18 protein-coding genes are annotated in these 22,272 nt (G+C 32.8%); 10 read left to right on the top strand and 8 right to left on the bottom strand.

Annotated features, from left to right (window positions below):
- Window positions 1-10: 10 nt before the first annotated feature.
- Entirely contained in the window at window positions 11-1,132 is a 1,122-nt protein-coding gene (locus tag ACJ6WR_RS15050) for a porin (RefSeq protein WP_409415664.1), read from the bottom strand.
- A gap of 116 nt (window positions 1,133-1,248) precedes the next feature.
- A complete protein-coding gene (locus ACJ6WR_RS15045; protein ID WP_409415663.1) occupies window positions 1,249-2,442 on the bottom strand; it encodes a hypothetical protein in 1,194 nt (397 codons plus the stop codon).
- A 265-nt stretch (window positions 2,443-2,707) separates the two neighbouring features.
- Between ACJ6WR_RS15045 and ACJ6WR_RS15040 the strand changes: the two genes are divergently transcribed.
- Genes ACJ6WR_RS15040 through ACJ6WR_RS15030 form a run of 3 tightly spaced genes read left to right on the top strand, consistent with a single transcriptional unit; the run spans window position 2,708 to window position 6,219 of the window.
- Window positions 2,708-4,093, top strand: coding sequence for a TolC family protein (locus ACJ6WR_RS15040; protein ID WP_409415662.1), 1,386 nt, complete (start codon window positions 2,708-2,710; stop codon window positions 4,091-4,093).
- Between the two features lie 12 nt (window positions 4,094-4,105).
- Window positions 4,106-5,059, top strand: a complete 954-nt coding sequence (locus tag ACJ6WR_RS15035; RefSeq protein ID WP_409415661.1) for an HlyD family secretion protein — start codon at window positions 4,106-4,108, stop codon at window positions 5,057-5,059.
- Between the two features lie 2 nt (window positions 5,060-5,061).
- Entirely contained in the window at window positions 5,062-6,219 is a 1,158-nt protein-coding gene (locus tag ACJ6WR_RS15030) for an ABC transporter permease (protein WP_409415660.1), read from the top strand.
- A gap of 119 nt (window positions 6,220-6,338) precedes the next feature.
- Here the strand turns inward: ACJ6WR_RS15030 and ACJ6WR_RS15025 are convergent, their stop codons facing one another.
- Both ACJ6WR_RS15025 and ACJ6WR_RS15020 read right to left on the bottom strand, forming a co-directional pair.
- Entirely contained in the window at window positions 6,339-7,493 is a 1,155-nt protein-coding gene (locus ACJ6WR_RS15025; RefSeq protein ID WP_409415659.1) for a porin, read from the bottom strand.
- Window positions 7,494-7,703: 210 nt separating this feature from the next.
- Window positions 7,704-9,338 carry an ABC-F family ATP-binding cassette domain-containing protein gene (locus ACJ6WR_RS15020; protein ID WP_039112395.1) on the bottom strand — a complete coding sequence of 545 codons (1,635 nt, stop codon included), beginning with the start codon at window positions 9,336-9,338 and terminating at the stop codon, window positions 7,704-7,706.
- Between the two features lie 202 nt (window positions 9,339-9,540).
- On the opposite strand from ACJ6WR_RS15020, the gene ACJ6WR_RS15015 reads away from it, so the two are divergent.
- Window positions 9,541-9,984 (top strand): PepSY-like domain-containing protein, encoded by a 444-nt coding sequence (locus ACJ6WR_RS15015; RefSeq protein WP_039112236.1) that lies wholly within the window; start codon window positions 9,541-9,543, stop codon window positions 9,982-9,984.
- A gap of 53 nt (window positions 9,985-10,037) precedes the next feature.
- Here ACJ6WR_RS15015 and ACJ6WR_RS15010 read toward each other — a convergent pair whose 3' ends face one another.
- Both ACJ6WR_RS15010 and ACJ6WR_RS15005 read right to left on the bottom strand, forming a co-directional pair.
- Window positions 10,038-11,213, bottom strand: coding sequence for a GlmU family protein (locus tag ACJ6WR_RS15010; RefSeq protein WP_409415658.1), 1,176 nt, complete (start codon window positions 11,211-11,213; stop codon window positions 10,038-10,040).
- Between the two features lie 182 nt (window positions 11,214-11,395).
- A complete protein-coding gene (locus ACJ6WR_RS15005; protein WP_039112250.1) occupies window positions 11,396-11,647 on the bottom strand; it encodes a type B 50S ribosomal protein L31 in 252 nt (83 codons plus the stop codon).
- A 246-nt stretch (window positions 11,648-11,893) separates the two neighbouring features.
- On the opposite strand from ACJ6WR_RS15005, the gene ACJ6WR_RS15000 reads away from it, so the two are divergent.
- The 6 genes from ACJ6WR_RS15000 to ACJ6WR_RS14975 all read left to right on the top strand — a co-directional run bounded on the left by ACJ6WR_RS15000 (window position 11,894) and on the right by ACJ6WR_RS14975 (window position 18,878).
- The gene (locus tag ACJ6WR_RS15000) at window positions 11,894-12,427 is read left to right on the top strand and encodes a DUF4199 domain-containing protein (protein ID WP_039119384.1); all 534 of its coding nucleotides are present in this window, start codon (window positions 11,894-11,896) and stop codon (window positions 12,425-12,427) included.
- A 5-nt stretch (window positions 12,428-12,432) separates the two neighbouring features.
- A complete protein-coding gene (locus ACJ6WR_RS14995) occupies window positions 12,433-13,389 on the top strand; it encodes a glycosyltransferase family 2 protein (protein ID WP_409415657.1) in 957 nt (318 codons plus the stop codon).
- A 154-nt stretch (window positions 13,390-13,543) separates the two neighbouring features.
- Window positions 13,544-15,271, top strand: coding sequence for a phospho-sugar mutase (locus ACJ6WR_RS14990; RefSeq protein ID WP_409415656.1), 1,728 nt, complete (start codon window positions 13,544-13,546; stop codon window positions 15,269-15,271).
- Between the two features lie 7 nt (window positions 15,272-15,278).
- Complete coding sequence (locus ACJ6WR_RS14985; RefSeq protein ID WP_086894989.1) at window positions 15,279-16,313, top strand: YhcG family protein; 1,035 nt, start codon at window positions 15,279-15,281, stop codon at window positions 16,311-16,313.
- Window positions 16,314-18,140, top strand: coding sequence for an ABC transporter ATP-binding protein (locus ACJ6WR_RS14980; protein ID WP_409415655.1), 1,827 nt, complete (start codon window positions 16,314-16,316; stop codon window positions 18,138-18,140).
- Between the two features lie 36 nt (window positions 18,141-18,176).
- Window positions 18,177-18,878 (top strand): hypothetical protein, encoded by a 702-nt coding sequence (locus ACJ6WR_RS14975; protein WP_039112257.1) that lies wholly within the window; start codon window positions 18,177-18,179, stop codon window positions 18,876-18,878.
- Window positions 18,879-18,987: 109 nt separating this feature from the next.
- Here ACJ6WR_RS14975 and ACJ6WR_RS14970 read toward each other — a convergent pair whose 3' ends face one another.
- Both ACJ6WR_RS14970 and ACJ6WR_RS14965 read right to left on the bottom strand, forming a co-directional pair.
- Window positions 18,988-19,710, bottom strand: a complete 723-nt coding sequence (locus ACJ6WR_RS14970) for a hypothetical protein (RefSeq protein ID WP_039112258.1) — start codon at window positions 19,708-19,710, stop codon at window positions 18,988-18,990.
- Between the two features lie 101 nt (window positions 19,711-19,811).
- Window positions 19,812-22,268 carry a carboxypeptidase-like regulatory domain-containing protein gene (locus ACJ6WR_RS14965; protein WP_409415654.1) on the bottom strand — a complete coding sequence of 819 codons (2,457 nt, stop codon included), beginning with the start codon at window positions 22,266-22,268 and terminating at the stop codon, window positions 19,812-19,814.
- Window positions 22,269-22,272: the final 4 nt, after the last annotated feature.

Raw genomic sequence — 22,272 nt, 5'->3', positions numbered from 1 at the left:
TTAATTTAAACTAAAGCCTGCATTGAAATTGTATAATAAATAGTTCTTTATCATAATAGCTTGTATTAGGAATATTCTTGGTGTACCTATCAATTTCAACTCCCATTTCAATTCGTCCTGTATATGCTTTTCCAAATTCTAAACTTAACATTGGCGTAAGTGTTTGCCTTACGTTTGAATCTACTTTAAAACTCGAATCAAAATATTCATATCTGGCAGAAAATTCCAGAGATGTAAGTTTCTTATAATTGATTACATATCTAAAATTAGGCAAAAAATAAAAACCTCGCATTTGGTAATCATTCACATTGGCAGTACGGGCATCCACAGGAAGTGAATAATATAAATTATGATTGGTTCCTTGCTTGATTTCAAATTGGGTATCCAGAGAAAGTTTATCTGATAATTTAAAGTCAGCAGCAATATCTGCTCCTAAAGCAAATACATCACTGGTATAAACCTTTCCGGTTCCTCCGTTAAGTCCCAAATTAAGATGGTGCTTTTTCGATAATCCAAAAACAACACGGGTAGAATATTGTTTACCACTGTCTTTATCCATATTTTGATTTCTCCCATTACCATTTAAAACCGAAACAGCATAATTTACAGGGATATTCCCAAGATCTGCAGATCCTGTCATCGAAGCTCCAATCTGAAAACTTGTCCATCCATTCTTTCCAAACTCATAATATTGATTCGAGAAATCAAATGACTTTATGATATCTACAGGAACACTTTCTTCTATACCAAAACCTGGTCGAAACTGACCACCTGTAAAAGCAATATATTTATTAAAAGTATATTTTGCGTAAGCATTCTCTAACACTTTGTTCTGGGGATCCGATTTAAAATCGGCTAAATTCACCAATACAACAACTTCGGTATGCTCACTTAAATTTGCTGCAACACTTACACGCATTCTTTTTATATCAAAAGAACTCCTTGTTACTTCTCCAGTAGTATGCTGAACTCCTAAAACATCAACATTATCTGTAATTGACCCCAGAAAACGTACTTGCAAAAGCCCTTTAAATTTAAATTTTGGGTATACCACTTCTTTTTCTTTCTCCTTTTCTTTCAGTTCAACCTTCACTGTATCCTTCACAGATTGAGCCATCAGAAAAAATGGCATTATCAGAAATATAAAAACAACTCTAGCTAGCATAGTTTTCCCCATAAGCTTCTTAAATATAAAATTAGGCGTGTATATATTATCTGAGTTTAAAACTCAGTCTCGTTTTTTCAAATCTATCTTCGATTTGTACCATTATTTGCAGGCCTCGGTGTCGCTGGTCTTGGTGTCGTCGTTGGTCTTGTTACAGGACGCGTTGTTGGTCTAGTCGTTGGAGTTACAGGACGGGTTGTTGGTCGCGTTGTTCCTGGATTAGTTGGCCTAACAACTGGTCTTGTAGTTGGGTTTGTAGGAGTAACAGGACGTGTGACTGGTCTTGTTGTACCTGTTCCCGGTCTAGTCGATGGATTTGTAGGTCGTGTTACCGGCCTCGTTGTACCTCCTGGTCTAGTCGTAGGATTAGTAGGCCTTGTACCAGGTCTGGTTGTCCCGCCTGGTCTAGTTGGTCTGGTAGATGTAACTGGCGCAGGTCTTTTATAATCCCTACCGTTATAGGTCGTATTATATCGTCCGTTAACTCGGTTGTCTCTAACAACTACAGATGTATTTCTTCTAGAAACATAATTATTATAGTATCTAGGATTTCTTATAACGGCTGTTCTGCGATAATAAGGATTTCTGTAATAATGTCCGTGATATCCCCAATAATCATGATAATAAACTGGACGCCAAGGACGCCAGTACGGAGGATAATACCCCCAATGCCAAGGAGATCTATACGCTACATATATAGGAGAAAACAAAAACAAAATTACTGGCCATGCACTTACACTTGTACTTACATAACTTGGGCTAGTTGTAGTATTGTAATTATTGGTTGTGTTATTATTTACAATTACCGTAGGTTCTCCTTTATAACCAGGGTTAGGTGTTCCCGAAGCTGTATCTGCAGGCTCAACTATATAGTTTTTGCCATATAAATCTTCGTCTCCAATAGCCTGAACATGTATATTTCCTTTCTTATCTTTATCAACCTCAATAACAGCAATATCTTGTGTTTCTTTGCTACTTACCGCAACCTGAAGTACAATAACATGGGCATTCCCTTCTTTATGTCCTTCTACCTCGAGGTAGTCGATTTCTCCATCATTATTTAAATCTAAATTATTAACCTTATTATCCGGATCATTCAATGCTTTTTCAAAATCTTCCAAAGTTTTAGACTTTTGAAAAATATCTAATACTGCATATAAATTAAGGTTATCTCCTGGCAAACCTAAAGCAACAGGCTCATTATCTGTTTGAGATAATATAGGAAGACTAAAAAAACTAGTCAACACAATAGCTAGATATAATATACTTTTTTTCATGTTAATAATTAGTTAATTTATAAATACGCTTACTAAGGTATAAAAAAACAGATAAAGTTTAACAACATCCTACAACTTTCTATTTTCAATAAAACTTACGGAAAAGTTTTTAATTAAGCTCCCTATTTTACTATAGATAAAACATAAAATGTAAGACTTATATCCTTAACTTTGTAAATAACCGTATTTCGCATACGCTTATTCTACTTGTAATACCTTACAAAAATCCGTTTACAATTTATCATATAATTATAGAAACAAAATTATGATGAGAAAACATTTACCTATTTTCTTTTTTTTCCTTTCCCTAACTTATGGATATGCCCAGATAGAAGTTTCACCAACTCTTGAAGATGCTATTTATAAAGCCATAGAAAAAAGCACCTCTTTAAAAAATAAAGATTTAGATATTGAAAAATTGAATCTTCAGGAAAAAGGAGTCTGGAATAAATACATCCCTACAGTCGAAGCAAGTGCTTTATATACTTATTTTGACAACAAACTAACCGTAGATTTCCCTACAGCTACAGTACCTATTGTAAACTATCCGCTTTTTGATGGTAAAACGGCTTTTAAAAATTACGGAAACATTTTTAATGGGAGCGTGATGGCAAAAACCGTATTGTTTAGTGGTATGCAAATTCCTAATGGTGCAAAAGCCATACAAGAAAAATCCAAAGGAACAGTATTCTTAAAAGAATCCGAGAAAGACGGAATCATAAAAGATGTCATTAACACCTTTGATCAATTAGAACTATTAAAGGAAATAGACAAACTGATAAAAGAAAGCGAAAAACGATTAGATACCGAAACTAAACGCGTTACAAAAGCAATAGAACAAGGTCTGGCAATTCCATACGATAGAGATAAAATTAAATTAGCTTCACTAGAATTGGCATCCAAAAAAATTGAGCTGGATGGAAAACGAAGATTAATTTATAAAAAGATTCAATACTTAACTGGCTATTCTATTACCGAAATAGACAATGTCCAATACAATTTAGTTCCTTATTTAATTACCGATGAAAAATTAAGCACTCAAAACAAACAGGAAATTAAAGCCTTGGAATCGTTTAAAACAGCTTACGAGTATTTATTAAAAAAAGAAAAAGGTACTTATTTACCAACTTTAGGAGCATTTGGAGGAGTTTCTTACTCCAGTTTATTTAATGCTAATGCAACTACCCCAATAGTTACCGGAATAAATCAAGCATTGTATTTAGGACTAAACGAAGCCACCATAAGTAACAACTGGGTTGTGGGAGCAGCAATGAAATGGGAAGTTTTTTCTGGTTTTGAAAGAAAACACAAAGTACAAGAGGCCAAAATAAACATCGAGCAGATGCAAAATCAAATTGATGATACTAAAGAAAAACTAGAATTACTCCTCGAAAAAAACTTTGTTGATTACAGCGTTCTAACACAAAAAATTGATATTACCCAACAACAAGAAAAAGTAGCAGGCAATAATTTAAATCTAGCTATAAAACAATACAAGGAAGGGCTTATCAATATATCGGAACGACTTGAAGCCGAAAACGATTCTTATAAAGCATCTGTAAATAAAACTACCACTTTAATCGAGCAACGATTATCGGCTATTGAAACAATAATTGCCACTGGCGATTTATCAAAAAAATTATCTAAATAAAAGTTCTATTCTATGAAAAAAGCAATTATAATAGTCAATTTAATCTTCCTTTTTGTAAGCTGTGAAAAAGCAAAAAAAGAAGATTTAATTCAAGGGAAAATAGAAAAAGAACAAATTGCTGTTGTAAGCAAAATCCCTGGTAAGATTTTAAAAATCTATGTCAAAGAGGGAGATATTGTACAAAAAGGAGATACGCTTGCTATACTTGATATTCCGGAAGTAGATGCTAAAAAAAATCAAGCTGAAGGAGCTGTTATATCAGCGAAAGCACAATATAAAATGGCTGTAAAGGGAGCGACTGAAAACCAAATTAAGCAGCTTGAAGCTAAAAAAATGGGATTAAAAGAACAATATGAGTTTGCGCAAAAATCGATTAAACGATTAACAAATATGCTCAAAGATTCCTTAATATCACAACAAACTTATGACGAAACTTTTGCTAAATATCAAGGAGCTCAAGCGCAATACAATGCTGTTATTGCAGAACTAGATGATGCAAAAAAAGGAGCTCGTATAGAACAACAAACCATGGCACTAGGACAACAAGACAGAGCGCTTGGTGCATTGCAAGAAGTAGAAACTGCCGACCAGGAACGTTATATAATTGCACCACAAAATATGAGTATCGAAACCATTACTTTAACTGTTGGTGAACTGGCTTTACCTGGTTATACTTTATTTAATGGTTATGTTGCCAACAGTACTTACTTTCGCTTTACAATTCCCGAAAATCAATTAGGAAAACTAAAAAAAGGACAAGAAGTAACCGTACATGTTCCTTATAAAAAAACTGATATTAAAGGAAGTATCAGCACTATAAAACAACTGGGAGCATACGGAAATATTGCAACTGCCTACCCAGATTACGAAATGCAGGAAAGTTTATTCGAAATAAAAATAACACCTTCCAACCACGATGAAACAAAAGATTTAATTACAAAAACAACTGTTACTTTATCTCTTTAACTATGCAAAATTTCTTTTCATTGCTCAAACGGGAATTCCGATTATTTTGGAGCAATAAAGTGCTTCGATTGCTCTTTATAGGTGCGCCAATACTTTATGGAGTCTTGCTGGGTTATGTTTACGGCAAAGGTAAAGTAACCGATTTACCCATACTTGTTGTTGATCAGGACAGAACGGAATTAAGTTCAAAAGCAATTCAGATGTTTGAGGATAATGAAGTTTTATCCATAGCTACTATTCTATACGACCAAAATAATCTATCCAAGATTGCTATCGAAAAAGGAGCGACTTGTGTTGTTATTATCCCGAAAGATTTCGAGAAAATGACTCTCACAAAAAAGTATCCCGAGATTACCACCATTGTAAACACATCTAATGTTTTAACCGCCAATTATGCATCGACGGCCATACAAATTTGCCTTGGAACATTAAAAGCTGGTATTCAAATTGAAACTTTAAGAAAACAAGGTGTTCCCGAAAATTTACTGATGTCGCAATACGAACCGTTCAAAACTACTTTTATAAAAAAATATAATCGAAGCACCAACTATATGTATTTTCTTTGGCCAGGAGTTTTGGCAACAGTTCTACAACAAGTTTTATTATTAGGATTGGCACTTTCTTTTGCTTCTGAATTTGAAAATGGAACATTTAAAGATCTTGTAAAAAGATGTCCTTCAATTTTAAATTTACTAGCCGTAAAAATCATTCCTTATATGCTAATGAGTTTTGGTATTTGGTTTATATATTGGCTTTTTACATTATGGTTCAGATTACCTTTTTACGACAACCTGCTTCCGCTCACATTTATAGCAGGAATATTTGTACTCTCCGTTTCCTTTATTGGGATTCTCGTGAGTATTTTAGTTCCGAATCAATTAAAAGCTACTGAGATTTTAATGGTAATTGCAACTCCCAGTTTTATCCTAAGCGGTTTTACTTGGCCTTTAAGCCAAATGCCACAAGCAGTTCAGGCAATTGCCAATGTAATTCCGTTAACACATTTCTTAAAAGCTTTTAGAATATTAATTATTGAGGACGGAACTTTTTCTCAAACTACAAGACCTATCTGGAACATGATTATAATAGGTGTAGTATGTTCTATTGCAGCTTATATTGCTTTATACTTTAAAAAGAAAAATGTTTTAAAAGAAGCTTAAACTCTTTTATTTACTCTATAAAAAACGGCATAAGAATTAATTCTTATGCCGTTTTAAGTTCCGACTCATATCCTATTAATTTATCTAAGACAAATAGATTACAACATTGCAATTATTCATTAAAAAAATCGCCCTTGAAACTGTATGATAAACAATTTATTATCATATGTTGTAGTATTAGGCACATTACGTTTATAATTATCAAACTGAATTCCCATTTCTATACGTCCTATATATCCTTTTCCAAATTCTAAACCTGCCATTGGTGTATACGTTTGTCTTGCGTTTGAATTAATTTTAAAACTTCTGTCAAAATACTCATATCGACAAGAAAATTCTATAGCCGTTAGTTTTTGATATTGAATTTCATATCGCAAATTTGGTAAAAAATATCCTCCTCGCATTTCATAATCATTAATATTTCCTGTTCTCGAATCTTCCGCTAGCGAATAATACAAATAATGATTTGTTCCTTGTTTTGCTTCAAGCTGAGTTTCTAGTTTTAATTTATCCGTTAGTTTAAAATCAATCGTAAAATCTAATCCTACAGCAAAGATCTTGGTATTAAAAACTTCTCCAATACCTCCATTAATTCCAAAATTGATATTATGCTCTTTATTTAATTCTAAGGCAAGACGAGAAGAATATTGCTTGCCATCATCTTTGTCCGATACTTGATCTCTCCCATTACCATTTACAGCAGAAAAAGTATAACTAATAGGGATTGTACCCAAATCAAACCCTCCAAACACAGAAGCTCCGATTTGAAAACTTGTCCAACCATTGTTTCCAAATTCGGTATATTGATTAGAATAATCAAATGATTTTAGAATATCGGCAGGATTTAATTCCTCGATTCCAAAAGCAGGCCTAAACTGTCCCAAAATAAATCCAATCTCCTTATTAAAGATATACCTTGCAAAAGCATTCTCTAAAACTTTTCCTTTAGGATCCGATTTAAAGTCTGCAAAATTAGCCAGAACAACAATATCAAACCCTTCTCCCAATTTAGTGGTTAACCCTAAACGCATCCTTTTAATGTCGAATGTGTTTTCTACTGCATTACCATCTGCATGTTGTAAACCAGTTGTCGCGTCTATACCTTGAGTTAAATCACTTAAATAACGCCCCTGAAAAAGTCCTTGAAATTTAAATTGTGGATACTTAACTTCATTTTGAGAACCAGGTTCTGCAATTTGTCCATTCGAAAAAAAAGGCAATAAAAAGATTAGAAACACAACCTTTTTTGAAAAAAAATTATTTAAAAAATCCATGAATAAAAATTTAGATATATTTTTCTTTAATAAATCCAAAGCCATAAAACAGCTTTTTTCTTACAACAAAATTATCTAATCTAAGTAGTCTTTAATCTGACTTATATCATGTACTTATATTATTTAACAATTATTTTCTTAAAAAATATTAAACAAAAAAAAAGCGCTAGAATTAACTTGCGCTCTTTTTATTATTATGTTATGACTAGATTATTTTTCAATTTCTCTCATAGAGTCCATCTTTTTATGTGCCAGGAATCCAGCAACATCTTCAAAATGCTCTTTAACACGTTTGTTTCCAAATTCGAAAACTTTAGTCGCTAATCCGTCAAGGAAATCACGATCGTGAGATACTAAGATTAAAGTACCATCAAAATCACGTAATGCATCTTTAATAATATCTTTAGTTTTCATATCTAAGTGATTCGAAGGCTCATCCAGAATTAATAAGTTAACTGGTTCCAGCAATAATTTTATCATTGCCAAACGTGTCTTTTCTCCTCCAGAAAGCACTTTTACTTTCTTAGTAATATCATCTCCCTGAAACATAAAGGCTCCAAGAATGTTCTTAATTTGTGTACGAACATCTCCAACTGCAATAGCATCGATAGTTTCAAAAATTGTTGCATTTTCGTCTAATAAAGAAGCTTGGTTTTGTGCAAAATATCCAATTTGTGAGTTATGTCCAATATCAACACTTCCTTCATCAATACCAATTTCTTTCATGATGGCTTTAATCATAGTCGATTTTCCTTCACCATTTTTACCTACAAAAGCTACTTTCTGTCCTCTTTCGATAACAATATTAGCATCTTTAAAAACTACATGATCACCATAAGATTTTGATAAATCTTTTACCACTACAGGATATTGTCCTGATCGTGCTGCTGGCGGAAATTTTAATTTTAATGCCGAATTATCAACTTCATCAACTTGTACGATTACTAATTTTTCTAACATTTTAACACGAGATTGAACCGCATCTGTTTTAGAAAATGTTCCTTTAAAACGATCAATAAATGCTCTGTTATCAGCAATCATTCTTTGTTGCTCGTCGTAAGCTTTTTGCTGGTGTATACGACGATCTTTTCTTAACTCTAAATAATGAGAATACTTTGCTTTATAATCATAGATTCTTCCCATTGTAACTTCGATGGTACGATTGGTAATATTATCTACAAACGCTCTATCGTGTGAAATTACTACAACTGCTTTTGCTGAATTTATCAAAAACTCTTCTAACCATTGAATACTCTCAATATCCATGTGGTTGGTTGGCTCATCTAGCAAAATTAAGTCTGGCTTACGCAAAAGAATTTTAGCTAACTCTATTCGCATTCTCCATCCTCCAGAAAACTCAGAGGTCTGGCGTGTAAAATCTTCACGTTCGAAACCTAAACCAACTAAAATTTTCTCAACTTCAGCCTCATAATTTACTTCTTCAATAGCATAGAATTTCTCGCTTAAGTCCGAAACTCTTTCGATTAATTTCATGTAAGCATCACTTTCGTAATCAGTACGAACGGTTAATTGCTCATTGATTTCATCAATTTCAGCTTTCATTTGAAAAATCTCGCCAAAAGCTTTTGAAGCTTCTTCCATTACAGTTGATCCATCTTTGGTCAGTAAATGCTGAGGCAAATAAGCCACAACAGCATCTTTTGGAGCCGAGATACTTCCAGTAGAGGGCTTGCTTTGTCCTGCTATTATTTTTAAAAGTGTCGATTTTCCCGCACCATTTTTACCCATAAGGGCAATTTTATCATTTTCATTTATAGCAAAAGAAACATCGCTAAAAAGTGTAGTTCCACCAAACTGAACTGAGATATCATTAACTGTAATCATTTTGACTTTTAGATTTTTAGACTGCTTAGATTTTTGACTTCTTAGCAAGTATTTTTTTAAAAGCGCAAAGATAGATTAATTAGAGTATTAGACAATACAATTACATCTCCGACCTCTTCGTTTTTTTTAAGTTTTACAATTATTCCTACATCTTTTAAAATTTTAGTTATATCTTGTATAAGAATTTAAAAATCAGAAAATTATGAGAACGAAATTAAACTTGGCAGCTTGCCTAATTGCAGGATTAATATTTGGACTTTCTGCAAATGCTCAAAAAACGGTAATTAAAAAAGCTGCATTACCGGCAAATGCACAAACTTTTTTGAAAACTCACTTCGCTGGACAAGAACCAACTTATATTCTTGAAGATAAAGAAATCTTATCTAAAGAGTACAAAGTTCAATTTGCAAATAATCTTCAAATTGAATTTGATGGAAAAGGAAACTGGAAAGAAGTTGATGGAAAAAACACAGCTATTCCCACAGCTATTGTTCCTGCAAAGATTACTACTTACGTAAAAACTAATTTTGCTAAAGACAAAATAACAAAAATAGAGAAAGAAACTTTGGGCTACGAAGCAAAACTAAGCAGTGGTTTAGAATTAAAATTTAATCCAAAAGGGGAATTTATCAAGATTGCTAATTAAGTTTTATCTAAAAACAAAAAACCTCGATTTCTGGAAATCGAGGTTTTTTATTTTTAGTCTTTACGCCATTTTTTTGTTTCTTCAAAAATGTGCTCCAAAATTGCAGCTTCAGTTTCATCAAAATCAATATTTCTTCGTCCCATAACCAATTTTGCAGTTTCAAAAGCTTTCTTAGTTACATATGTAGTAAAACCAGCTGCTCCACCCCAAGAAAAACTTGGTACAAAGTTGCGAGGAAAACCTGAACCAAAAATATTAGCACTTACTCCTACTACAGTTCCTGTATTAAACATGGTGTTGATTCCGCATTTACTATGATCTCCCATCATTAAACCACAAAACTGAAGTCCGGTTTTAGCAAATCCTTCGGTTTCATAACTCCATAACTTTACTTCTTCGTAATTATTTTTTAGATTCGAATTATTAGTATCTGCACCAATATTACACCATTCGCCTAAAACTGAATCTCCTAAAAATCCGTCATGCCCTTTGTTTGAGTTTGCAAAAAGAACTGAATTCTTAACCTCACCACCAATTCTGGATCCTACACCTACTGTTGTAGCTCCATAAACTTTGGCATTCATTTTTACTTGTGCATTTTCGCATAAAGCAAAAGGCCCACGAATTACAGAACCTTCCATAATCTCGGCATTCTTACCTATATATATAGGTCCTGTAGAAGCATTTAAAGTAACAAACTCTAATCTTGCTCCTTCTTCTATAAATATATCGTCAGGATTAATCGTATTTACGCTTTTTGGTATTGTCTGTGATTTTCTGTCTTCGGTCAAAAAGTCAAAATCTTCACGAATTGCAGCAGCATTTTTAGAAAAAATATCCCAAGTATTCTCTACCGTGATACAATCTCCATTATATTGTATGATTTCATAAGTATCAAAATCAACTTCTTCTTGATTTTCACTCGTATAAAATGCAATAACTTCATCTCCTTTAAAGATGGCTTGGTTCGTTTTTAAATCTGAGACTAGATCAGCTAAATCATTATTGGGCAAAAACGAAGCATTAATCATCACGTTTTCCTCCAACTCGACCATTGGATATTTTACCGATAAATATTCTTCGGTTATTGTAGTTGTAGTTGAACCTAAATGCATTTCCCATTTTTGACGTATGGTCATAATTCCGATTAAGATATCGGCAACAGGTCGGGTAAATGTAAAAGGCAATAAGGCATTCCGGACGGGCCCGTCAAATAGAATGTAATTCATAAATTAATTTAATTTGGCAATATATTAAAATCCTGATTTGGTTATCGAGACCAAAGTTACAAATATTTTATTTCTTACAATTATAACGATAAGACTTCTTAGTCAAGCATTAAGGTAAAATAATCATACAAAAAAAGCCTTCCAAAAAGGAAGGCTTTGATTTATTTAAAAACAAACTAAAATTATTTAGCGTGTTTAGCGTATTTAGTTTTGAATTTGTCAATACGTCCTGCAGTATCGATAAGTTTAGATTTACCTGTGTAAAAAGGGTGAGATGTTCTAGAGATCTCCATTTTCACAACTGGATATTCAACTCCATCAACTGTTATTGTTTCTTTTGTATCTGCAGTAGATTTAGTGATAAACACATCTTCATTTGACATGTCTTTGAATGCAACTAATCTGTAATTTTCTGGGTGAATTCCTTTTTTCATCTTTACTTTTATTTATTGTTTGGAGCGTTTTAATTTTGAAGCTTCTTCGTGGTTAGAAAAAGGTGTAAATACAACTACTCTTTTTGTTTTAAAACTTTTAATTATTTCAGTTTGCAAATTTACATTTATTTTTTAATAAACAAACATTTACTCTCCCTTTTTTTATATAAAATCGAAAAGCATTTTTTATCCACGAATATATTGGGAATTGCTATATTTGTGGATTAATTTTAAAACATATAAATTATGATTAATGAAGTTATAAAAAAGAACGGAATTACTTACGGCGTAATAATTGGAATTGTTTTAGCTCTAATTACTGCAATAATGTATTCAATAGACCTTAAACTATTTGTTTCTGGGTGGATTGGAGGCTTAACATTTGTTATTTTCCTAGCTATAACTATTGCATTATTAGTAAAAACTAAAAAGGATTTAAACAATATTTTTTCTTTTAAAGACGCTTTTACTACCTATTTTGTAGCTATACTTATAGGTATATTAATTTCTACTTTTTTCAACATTATCTTATTTAACTTCATTGATCCTAGCGCAAAAGAGACTTTGGGTGAATTAATTAGAAAATATATGGCCGAAACATTACAAAAATTCGGAACTCCGGCATCGGTAATAAATGAAACTCTGGCAAAAATGAAAGAAAGCAATCCTTACGCTACTGCTGAGCTATTAAAAGCTTTAGTGTTTAGTATTGTTGGCTACTCTATATTAGGATTAATTTTGGCAGCCTTTTTTAAAAGCAAAACTACATATCAAGAATAAAATAAATGAATTTATCTATACTTATACCGCTTCTTAACGAAGAGGAATCACTTAAAGAGCTATACACATGGGTCATTAAAGTGATGCAATCTAACAATTACTCATATGAAATCATTTTTGTGGATGATGGAAGTACAGATAATTCTTGGAATATTATTGAAGGGTTTTCATTAGAAAATCCAAATGTAAAAGGTATTCGGTTCATGAAGAACTTTGGTAAATCACAGGCTTTACACGCTGGTTTTGCCAAGGCTAATGGGGATGTTATTATTACTATGGATGCCGACTTACAAGATAGTCCAGATGAGATTCCTGGATTATACGAAATGATTACCAAAGAGAAATTTGATTTAGTTTCTGGCTGGAAAAAGAAACGTTACGACTCTGTTGTAGCAAAAAATTTACCATCAAAATTATTTAATTGGGCTGCAAGAAAAACTTCTGGTGTTGAATTAAATGATTTTAATTGCGGATTAAAAGCATATAAAAACACTGTTGTTAAGAACATTGAAGTTTCGGGCGAGATGCATCGATATATTCCTGTTTTGGCAAAAAATGCAGGTTTTAATAAAATTGGAGAGAAAGTAGTAATACACCAGGCTCGTAAATACGGCGAAACCAAATTTGGGATGGAACGTTTTGTTAATGGTTTCCTGGATTTGATTACGATTTGGTTTTTATCAAGATTCGGAAAAAGACCAATGCACTTATTTGGCGCAATGGGATCGCTTATGTTTATAATTGGTTTTTTATTAGCTGGTTATATCGGAGTTTCTAAATTGTACCATATGTATATGGGGATGCGTTATAACTTGGTAACGAATAATCCTTGGTTTTTTATTGCATTAACGACTATGATATTAGGAACTCAGTTATTTTTAGCAGGATTTTTGGGAGAGATTATTTTACGAACTAAAAACAATGAAGCGCGTTATAAAATAGCAAATCAGGTTAATTTTTAGTACATACCTAGCCCTGATGGCAGCGGCATCCTTTATGTTTTTTCTTTAAAAACATAAAGATATAGCGAACAGCAGGAGATTGCTTCGAGAAAACGGAAGGTTAACTCCTGAAATCGCATTAATTTTTTTGACTTACAATTTAAACAATATACAAATGAATATAGCACCTAACATTTTAACTGCTGTAAACGAATGGCTGACGCCAGCATTTGACAATGAAACACAAGCGGCGATTAAAGAGATGATGACAACATCGCCAAAAGACCTTGAAGAAAGTTTTTATAAAAATTTAGAATTTGGAACTGGAGGAATGCGTGGCGTAATGGGTGTGGGAAGCAACCGCATTAACAAATATACGCTTGGAAAAAACACGCAAGGACTTTCGGATTACATGCACAAAGTTTTCCCTAACCAAACTCTAAAAGTGGCAATTGCTTATGATTGTCGCCACAACAGTAATACGCTTGCAAAAGTTGTTGCTGATGTTTTCTCGGCAAATGGAATTCACGTGTATTTATTTTCGGATATGCGTCCGACTCCTGAATTGTCTTTTGCTCTTAAATATTTAGGTTGCCAATGTGGTATTGTGCTTACTGCATCGCATAACCCACCAGAATATAATGGTTACAAAGTATACTGGGAAGATGGCGGACAAATTGTTCCTCCGCAAGATGCAGAAATCATTGCTACGATTGAAAGCTTAGAATATGATAAAATTAAATTTCACCCTAACGAGAAATTAATTGAATATATAGATACTGAGATTGATAATGCTTTTATCAATTCATCTATCGAAAATGCAAGTTTTAATACTCCAGCTAAAGCTAAAGAGGATTTACAAATCGTATTTACTTCTTTACACGGAACTTCGATAAAATCGATCCCTCCTACTTTATCACAAGCAGGTTATACTAATGTGCATATTGTACCGGAGCAAGCTGTGCCTAATGGGGATTTCCCGACTGTAAAGTCTCCAAATCCCGAGGAACCTGAGGCTTTAACAATGGCTCTTGCTCTAGCTGTTAAAACAAACTCAGACATTGTTGTTGGTACTGATCCTGACTGTGACCGTCTTGGAGTTGCTGTTCGTAACAACGAAGGGAAAATGATTTTGTTAAACGGTAACCAAACCATGATTTTAATGACTTCTTTCTTATTGAAAGAATGGAAAAAAGCGGGCAAAATTAACGGAAAACAATTTATAGGTTCTACTATTGTTTCGACTCCTATGATGATGGAACTTGCGACAAGTTATGATGTAGAGTGCAAAATAGGCTTGACAGGTTTTAAATGGATTGCCAAAATGATCAAAGATTTTCCTGAGCTTGAATTTATTGGCGGTGGAGAAGAAAGTTTTGGTTTTATGGTTGGTGATGCTGTTCGCGATAAAGATGCCGTTGCTGCAACTTTATTAATTTGCGAAATGGCAGCTCAGGCAAAAGCTAGTGGAAGCTCTGTTTATAAAGAACTTCTAAAACTTTATGTTGAGCACGGATTTTATAAAGAACATTTGGTTGCATTGACCAAAAAAGGAATAGAGGGTTTACAAGAAATTAATCAGATGATGATTAATTTACGTGAGAATCCCGTAAAAGAAATAGACGGACAACGCGTAATAATGGTAGAGGATTACCAATCATCGACTGCGTTAAACTTATTGACTGATGAAGTTTCTGAAATGAGTATCCCGAAATCGAATGTATTAATTTATTATACTGAAGATGGTTCTAAAATTTGCGCAAGACCAAGTGGAACTGAGCCAAAAATTAAATTCTACATTAGTGTAAATACTCAACTTGACTCAGTAGAAGATTTTGATGCAACTGAAGCTGTTCTAGACAATAAAATAAAAAACATTATTGCAGCAATGCAATTAACTTAGTTTAAGGATGAATGTGCTTGCAACAAATGATGCTCCGCAACTATTAAATTCGATTATCGATTTAATAGACAAGACACGTCATGTTGTTGCCAAAACCGTTAATCAGGAACTTACCTTATTGTATTGGAATATTGGAAAAAGTATAAATGATGAAATTCTAAACAACGACAGAGCCGATTACGGGAAAAAACTTATTCTGAATTTAAGTACAGACCTTTCCAATAGATACGGAAGTGGGTTCAACAAAAGAAACCTTCATAGTTTTATAAAGCTTAACACTGTATTACAGGACATTACAATTGTGCACACAGTGTGTGCACAATTGAGTTGGTCACATATTAGAACTCTAATTTACATTGAAAACACTATAAAACGAGAATTCTACATTCAGATGGCTATTCATGAAAGATGGAGTGTAAGAACTTTACAAGAACGAATAGACAGTATGCTTTTTGAACGAACAGCTATCAGTAAAAAACCAGAACAAACCATTATCAATGAACTTGAGCAATTAAAAACGGATAAAAAAATAAGTCCTGATTTAGCTTTTCGAGATCCTTACTTTTTGGATTTTCTAGGATTACATGATAGTTACTCAGAGAAAGATTTAGAGAGTTCTATTTTGGCGCAGCTTCAATATTTTATCACCGAAATGGGAAGTGAATTTGCTTTTTTGGCGCGTCAGAAAAGAATAACAATTGATAATGAAGATTTCTATATCGACTTGCTTTTTTATCATAGAGGCTTACGAAGTTTAGTAGCAATAGACTTGAAACTCGGAAAGTTCAAAGCTGGTTACAAAGGTCAAATGGAGTTATATCTTCGTTGGCTAGAGAAAAACGAGCAAAAAGAAGGAGAAAACAAACCTATTGGATTAATACTTTGTAGTGAGAAATCTCCCGAACAAATTAACTATTTGATGCTCGACAATGATGAACACATTAAAGTAGCAGAATATTTAACTCTATTACCTGAAAAAAAATTATTACTAGAAAAACTGGAAAGAGCCATAGCTATAGCAGAAAATAACACCCAAAAATAAATGAACAATTTTAAAAAAATATTTCCTTTTATATTTCCGTATAAAAGATATGCTTACATGAATATTTTATTCAATATTCTGTATGCATTATTCAGTACACTTTCGTTTATGGCACTGATACCTATGATGCAAGTATTATTTGACCAAACGAAACGTAATACCACAATACCTGTTTATGAAGGCATTTGGGAACTGAAAAGTTACGCAGAAAACTACCTAAGCTACTACATTACCCAAGCAACAGATAATTATGGTGTAGGCTATACGCTATCGGTAATGGTATCAATCATTATTTCTATATTTTTATTGAAAAACCTATGCGATTATCTTGCTATGTTTTTTATTAATTTTTTAAGAAATGGTGTTTTAAGAGACATGCGAAATGCCATGTATAAAAAAACTCTTGAATTACCTCTATCCTTTTTCTCCGAAAAAAGAAAAGGAGATGTTATCGCTCGTATTGCAGGTGATGTAAATGAGGTACAAACTTCGTTTCTGGCAATTCTTGAACTTATTGTAAAAGAACCTCTTACTATTGTATTTACAATTATTGCAATGCTTGCTATAAGCCCACAATTAACTCTTTTTGTTTTTATTTTCATTCCCGTTTCTGGATATATCATATCATTGATAGGAAAACAATTAAAGAAACAATCGACTAAGGCGCAACAAGAACAAGGAACTTTTTTATCTACTATCGAAGAAACTTTAGGCGGATTAAAAGTGGTAAAAGGATATAACTCTGAAAATTATTTCAATGGAGTTTTCCAAAACTCAACTCAACGTTTCTTTAAATTATCAAACAGTATTGGTAACCGCCAGAACTTAGCTTCGCCTGCGAGTGAGTTTATGGGGATTATGGTTATCGCTATATTACTTTGGTACGGTGGACAGATGGTTTTAATAGAAAAAACATTAAACGGCGCTTCATTCATCGCTTATATGGGATTGGCTTATAATATCCTTACTCCTGCAAAAGCTATCTCTAAAGCTTCTTATGGTGTAAAAAGAGGTAATGCTGCTGCTGAACGTGTATTGGAAATTCTTGATCAGGAAAACCCTATTACAAGTAAGGTTGACGCTATCGAAAAAACAACTTTTGATTCGAATATAGCTATCAAAAACATCAACTTTAAATATGAAAATGAAAATGTATTAAAAGACTTTTCTCTTGATATTAAAAAAGGACAAACTGTTGCTCTTGTTGGGCAATCTGGTAGCGGAAAAAGTACTATTGCTAATCTTCTTACTCGTTTTTATGATGTAAACGAAGGTTCTATCTCAATTGATAATATCAACATTAAAGATATGTCTTTACATTCTCTTCGTGGTTTGATGGGATTAGTAACTCAAGACAGCATTTTATTTAATGATACTATAAAAGCTAATATTTCATTAGGAAAACTAGACGCTACTGATGAAGAAATCATTGTAGCACTAAAAATTGCTAATGCTTTTGAATTTGTAAATGAATTGCCTCTAGGTATTTATACTAATATTGGTGATAGCGGAAACAAACTTTCTGGCGGACAAAAACAACGTTTATCGATTGCTCGTGCTGTCTTAAAGAATCCTCCAATTATGATTCTTGACGAAGCTACATCTGCTCTTGATACCGAAAGTGAAAAATTTGTACAAGTAGCTCTTGAAAACATGATGCAAAATCGTACTTCGATTGTTATTGCTCACCGTTTATCTACTATCCAAAAAGCAGACTTAATTGTTGTTATGCAAAAAGGTGAAATAGTTGAGCAAGGTACTCACGAAAAATTGATTGCTTTAAACGGAACCTATAATAAATTGGTTACCATGCAGTCGTTTGAATAATTTTTCATAAATTAGAGATACATTAAGAAAATACTTATGTATCGCCACAACTCAAACATAACTCTTCCCGAAGACCCAAATACAATAGTCTGGAAATACTTGGATTTATCCAAGTTTCTAGACTTATTGATGTCTAAAAAACTATTCATGTCTCGTTCTGATAAATTTGAAGATCAGTATGAGGGCACGTTTAGCGAACCTACTTACGAAGAGATAAAAAAACTCGCTATAGACAATCCCGAGTTTATAGATTATTACAAAACACATCGCGAGAAAGTAGCCATAAGCAGCTGGCATATCAACGAATATGAATCATTTGCTATGTGGCAAATTTTCACTCAAAACAACGAAGGATTAGCGCTTCAATCGACCATTGGGAGATTACAAAAAGCTCTAAAACCTGAGAATAATTTTGACCAGTATATTGGTGAAGTAAATTATATTGACTACAAGAAAGAATACATTCCGTTTGATGATTTATTCTTCCCTTTTTTATTCAAAAGAAAAAGTTTTCAATATGAGCGTGAAGTGCGCATAATTACTGATTCTTCTAAAAGCGACATCAAAATCAACGACGGATTAAGAGTTGATGTTGACCTTAAATATCTTATCGAAAAAATATACATTCATCCAAAATCCGAGAACTGGTATAAAAAACTTGTGATTGATTTAGTTCATAAACTAGGTTATGATTTTGATATCGAAAAATCAGATCTTGAAAGTGATATTTTAATCTAATTCTTTTCCACAGATTAAAATGATTCTTACTCTAATCTGAAACAGAAAAGCCATTAAAATTTAATTTTAATGGCTTTTCTGTTTTTACAAAACTTTTAAGTCTAAACTCTTAAATAGGTTTATAGCTGATTACTTTCCAATCTTTGGCTGCTAGATTAATGTAGTTATAATGTAAAACGTCATTTTTATCAAACTGACCATTTTTGTTGGTATCTTCGATTGTTCTAAAATACAAGCGATTTTTAGACTCTATAACATTCCAATCTATCAGTTCCTGGAAATCATCAGAAACCTTAGTAAATCTTTCTCCACTGATATCACTTAAATACAATGCTTTTATATCACTTGTATCTAATTTTCCATCTTTATTAGTATCCATATCTACCATGGTATATACCATAACATGATTGTGCGTTTTATCGGCAATTGCTTTTAAGTAAGTAGCCGTCTGAATTAATACCGCTTTATCTGTTAATGGTCTTATAGAATCTGAATCTATTTTCTGAAATTTTAAATTTTGCAAATATCCCGTAATTTCATATTCTCCAATATTCGAAATTGTAAAACTTATATCATTCACACTCGATGAACCATAACGTGCTTTAGTTCCTCTTTCATATACTCTTACGTCTCCAACTGGGTGAATCAAATAATTTGTTCCTTCCATCTGGATTGGCAAATCGGCAATTGCAACTTGAGTAGAATCTACCTTGGCAATTACTTTTGAACCTGTAGACGCATCGTAAGTAACCTTTGGTTTCTCGACTTCATTCTTGCAACTCACTAAAAGTAAAACAGAAAGACTTATGATGGATATATGTAATTTTCTCATGTTGTTTTATTAAAAAATAATTTCAAATGTAATCAATTTTAAAAATGGTTAGCCTATTTACAGTCAATTTATGCGTTCTAAACTAGCTTTTCCATTGGTTTTTATAACCTTGCGGTTAATTTTATATTAAAAACTCTCGATGTCATATAATTAGGAATTGCATATTGATTTTTAGAATATACATCACGAACCCAAGTATTTGTTATCGCATTTTGATTATCAAAAAGATTGAAAATTTCAAACCCTAATGACAATTCTTTAAACTCTTTAAAAAACTTACTTTTTGCAACTTTATTATTATCAATAAAAACTTTAGAGAACCCAACATCTACTCGGCGGTAATCTTTTAACCTGTTTTGATATAAATACGGATCTGAATATGAAGGCGAACCTCCAGGCAATCCTGTATTATAAACTAAATTTAAATATATTTTTACACTCGGAATATTAGGCATATAATCCTGAAACAAAAGAGCAAATTTTAATCGTTGATCTGTTGGTCTGGCTATATATCCTTTATCTTCATAATTCTCTTGTGTTTTTAAATATCCAAAACTAAACCACGATTCAGTTCCCGGCACAAACTCTCCATTTAATCTAAGATCTAAACCTTGAGCATAAGCCGTAGCATTATTATTGGCAATATATCTAATTCGAACATTATCGATAGTATAAACATTTACATCTGTTAATGATTTATAATACAACTCCGAAATAAGTTTAAATGGTCGATTCCACATTTTAAAATTATAGTCATTACTCAAAACTACATGTACAGATTGTTGCGCCTTTGTATTTGGTAATACTTCGCCACTTGCATCACGTAATTCTCTATAAAACGGTGGCTGATGATATAACCCTCCCGAAAGTCTAAAAACCATATCCATGTTCCAATCTGGTTTTATCGAAAATTGAGCACGTGGACTAAATACAATCTGATTTTTTCCTTCGACAATTCCTCCTGATACTTTCCAATCCTGAAAACGAACTCCTGCATTGTACCAAACTTCACTAGAACCTAAAACTCCTTTTCGACTCCATTGTGCATAACCCGAAAATCTATTTATAGTATTAAAATTTGTTGCTCTAACATTTTGATACGGTAACAATGGTCCTGTATAAGGTTCATATGGCTGATCGTTTTTAGGCAAAACCACAAGAGGTGGATTTACCGAAAAACCTGCAGAATCAATCATCTCCCACTCTGCTACACGATCACGTATAGATTCACGAGTATATTTTACTCCAAACTCAATAAGATTTTCTTTCCAATTATAAATTCCTTTTAATTCAGCATTTACAATTAAAGCATCTAAATCATTACGTGCATGATTTAATTGCGTACCAATTCCTTTAGTATAATCCACTTCTTGCAAAACAACCGAACCATCACTATCTACTTCTCCTAAGCGATATTGCGCCAAGATATCATAATGTTCTTGCTCTTGTGTATGAAATATAGAACCTATAAATTTTAACGTAAAATCTGAAGAAACATTATATGTTGATTTGATTGCCCCAAAATACGTATCATATTTATCTCTTTCTTGCCCTTCATAATATACCGCAAGCGCCATTGGTTTATCGATAGTTCCAAATTTGGTTTCACGAGTTAATGGCTGGTATAAATATTTATTTTGAGAAAGGGCTCCCAGAAAACTCCATTGCCATTTTGCCGAAGCATTGTAATTTATATTTGTCTGGATATCTGTATACGAAGGCGTATAATTAGTTTGAGTATCCTGGCTATTTACAAGCATACTATTATTACGATAGCGAACTCCTGTAATTGCCGACCATTTTTTATTTTTAGAAACCGCATCGACTGCAATACTTCCGCCAAGAAAACTAGCTTCAAAAGCTGCCCCGAATTTTGTTGGCTTTCTATAAGTAATATCTAATACCGATGAAAGCTTATCTCCAAACTTAGATTGAAATCCTCCTGCCGAAAAATCAACATTCTGAACTAAATCTGTATTCGTAAAACTTAAACCTTCCTGTTGTCCTGAACGAATCAAGAAAGGACGATATACTTCGATCTCGTTTACATAAACCAGATTTTCATCATAATTTCCTCCACGAACAGCATATTGTGTACTAAGTTCATTATTACTATTTACACCTGGTAATGTTTTTAATATATTTTCAATTCCAGGATTAGCACCCGGAATTTTCTTTATCGTTACTGGATCTACAACTGTAATTCCCTGAACACGTTTTTTATTTGCCATAACAACAATTTCGCCCATTTGTTCGGCATAACTATTCATTACAGGATTAAAAACAAAAATTTCATTCGGTTTTAAATTCACAGTTATCGTCATCATTTTCTGCGAAATGTGAGTAAAAACAATAATCACTTTTTTATTAGACGGAACCAAAATATCAAAAAATCCATCCGAGTCTGATTGCGTTACATTTCCCGAATGGGAAACATTTACATAAGCAACCGGGAGGTTACTTTCGTCCAAAATCACTCCTTTTACTCTAGCATTTTGAGCAAGTGAAACAAAACCAATACCTAAAAAAAGGAAAACAAATAGCAGATTCTTATTCAAAAGT

The organism is Flavobacterium sp. PS2, assembly GCF_046250155.1.
Lineage (GTDB): Bacteria > Bacteroidota > Bacteroidia > Flavobacteriales > Flavobacteriaceae > Flavobacterium.
This window is presented reverse-complemented; position numbering and strand designations above follow the sequence as displayed.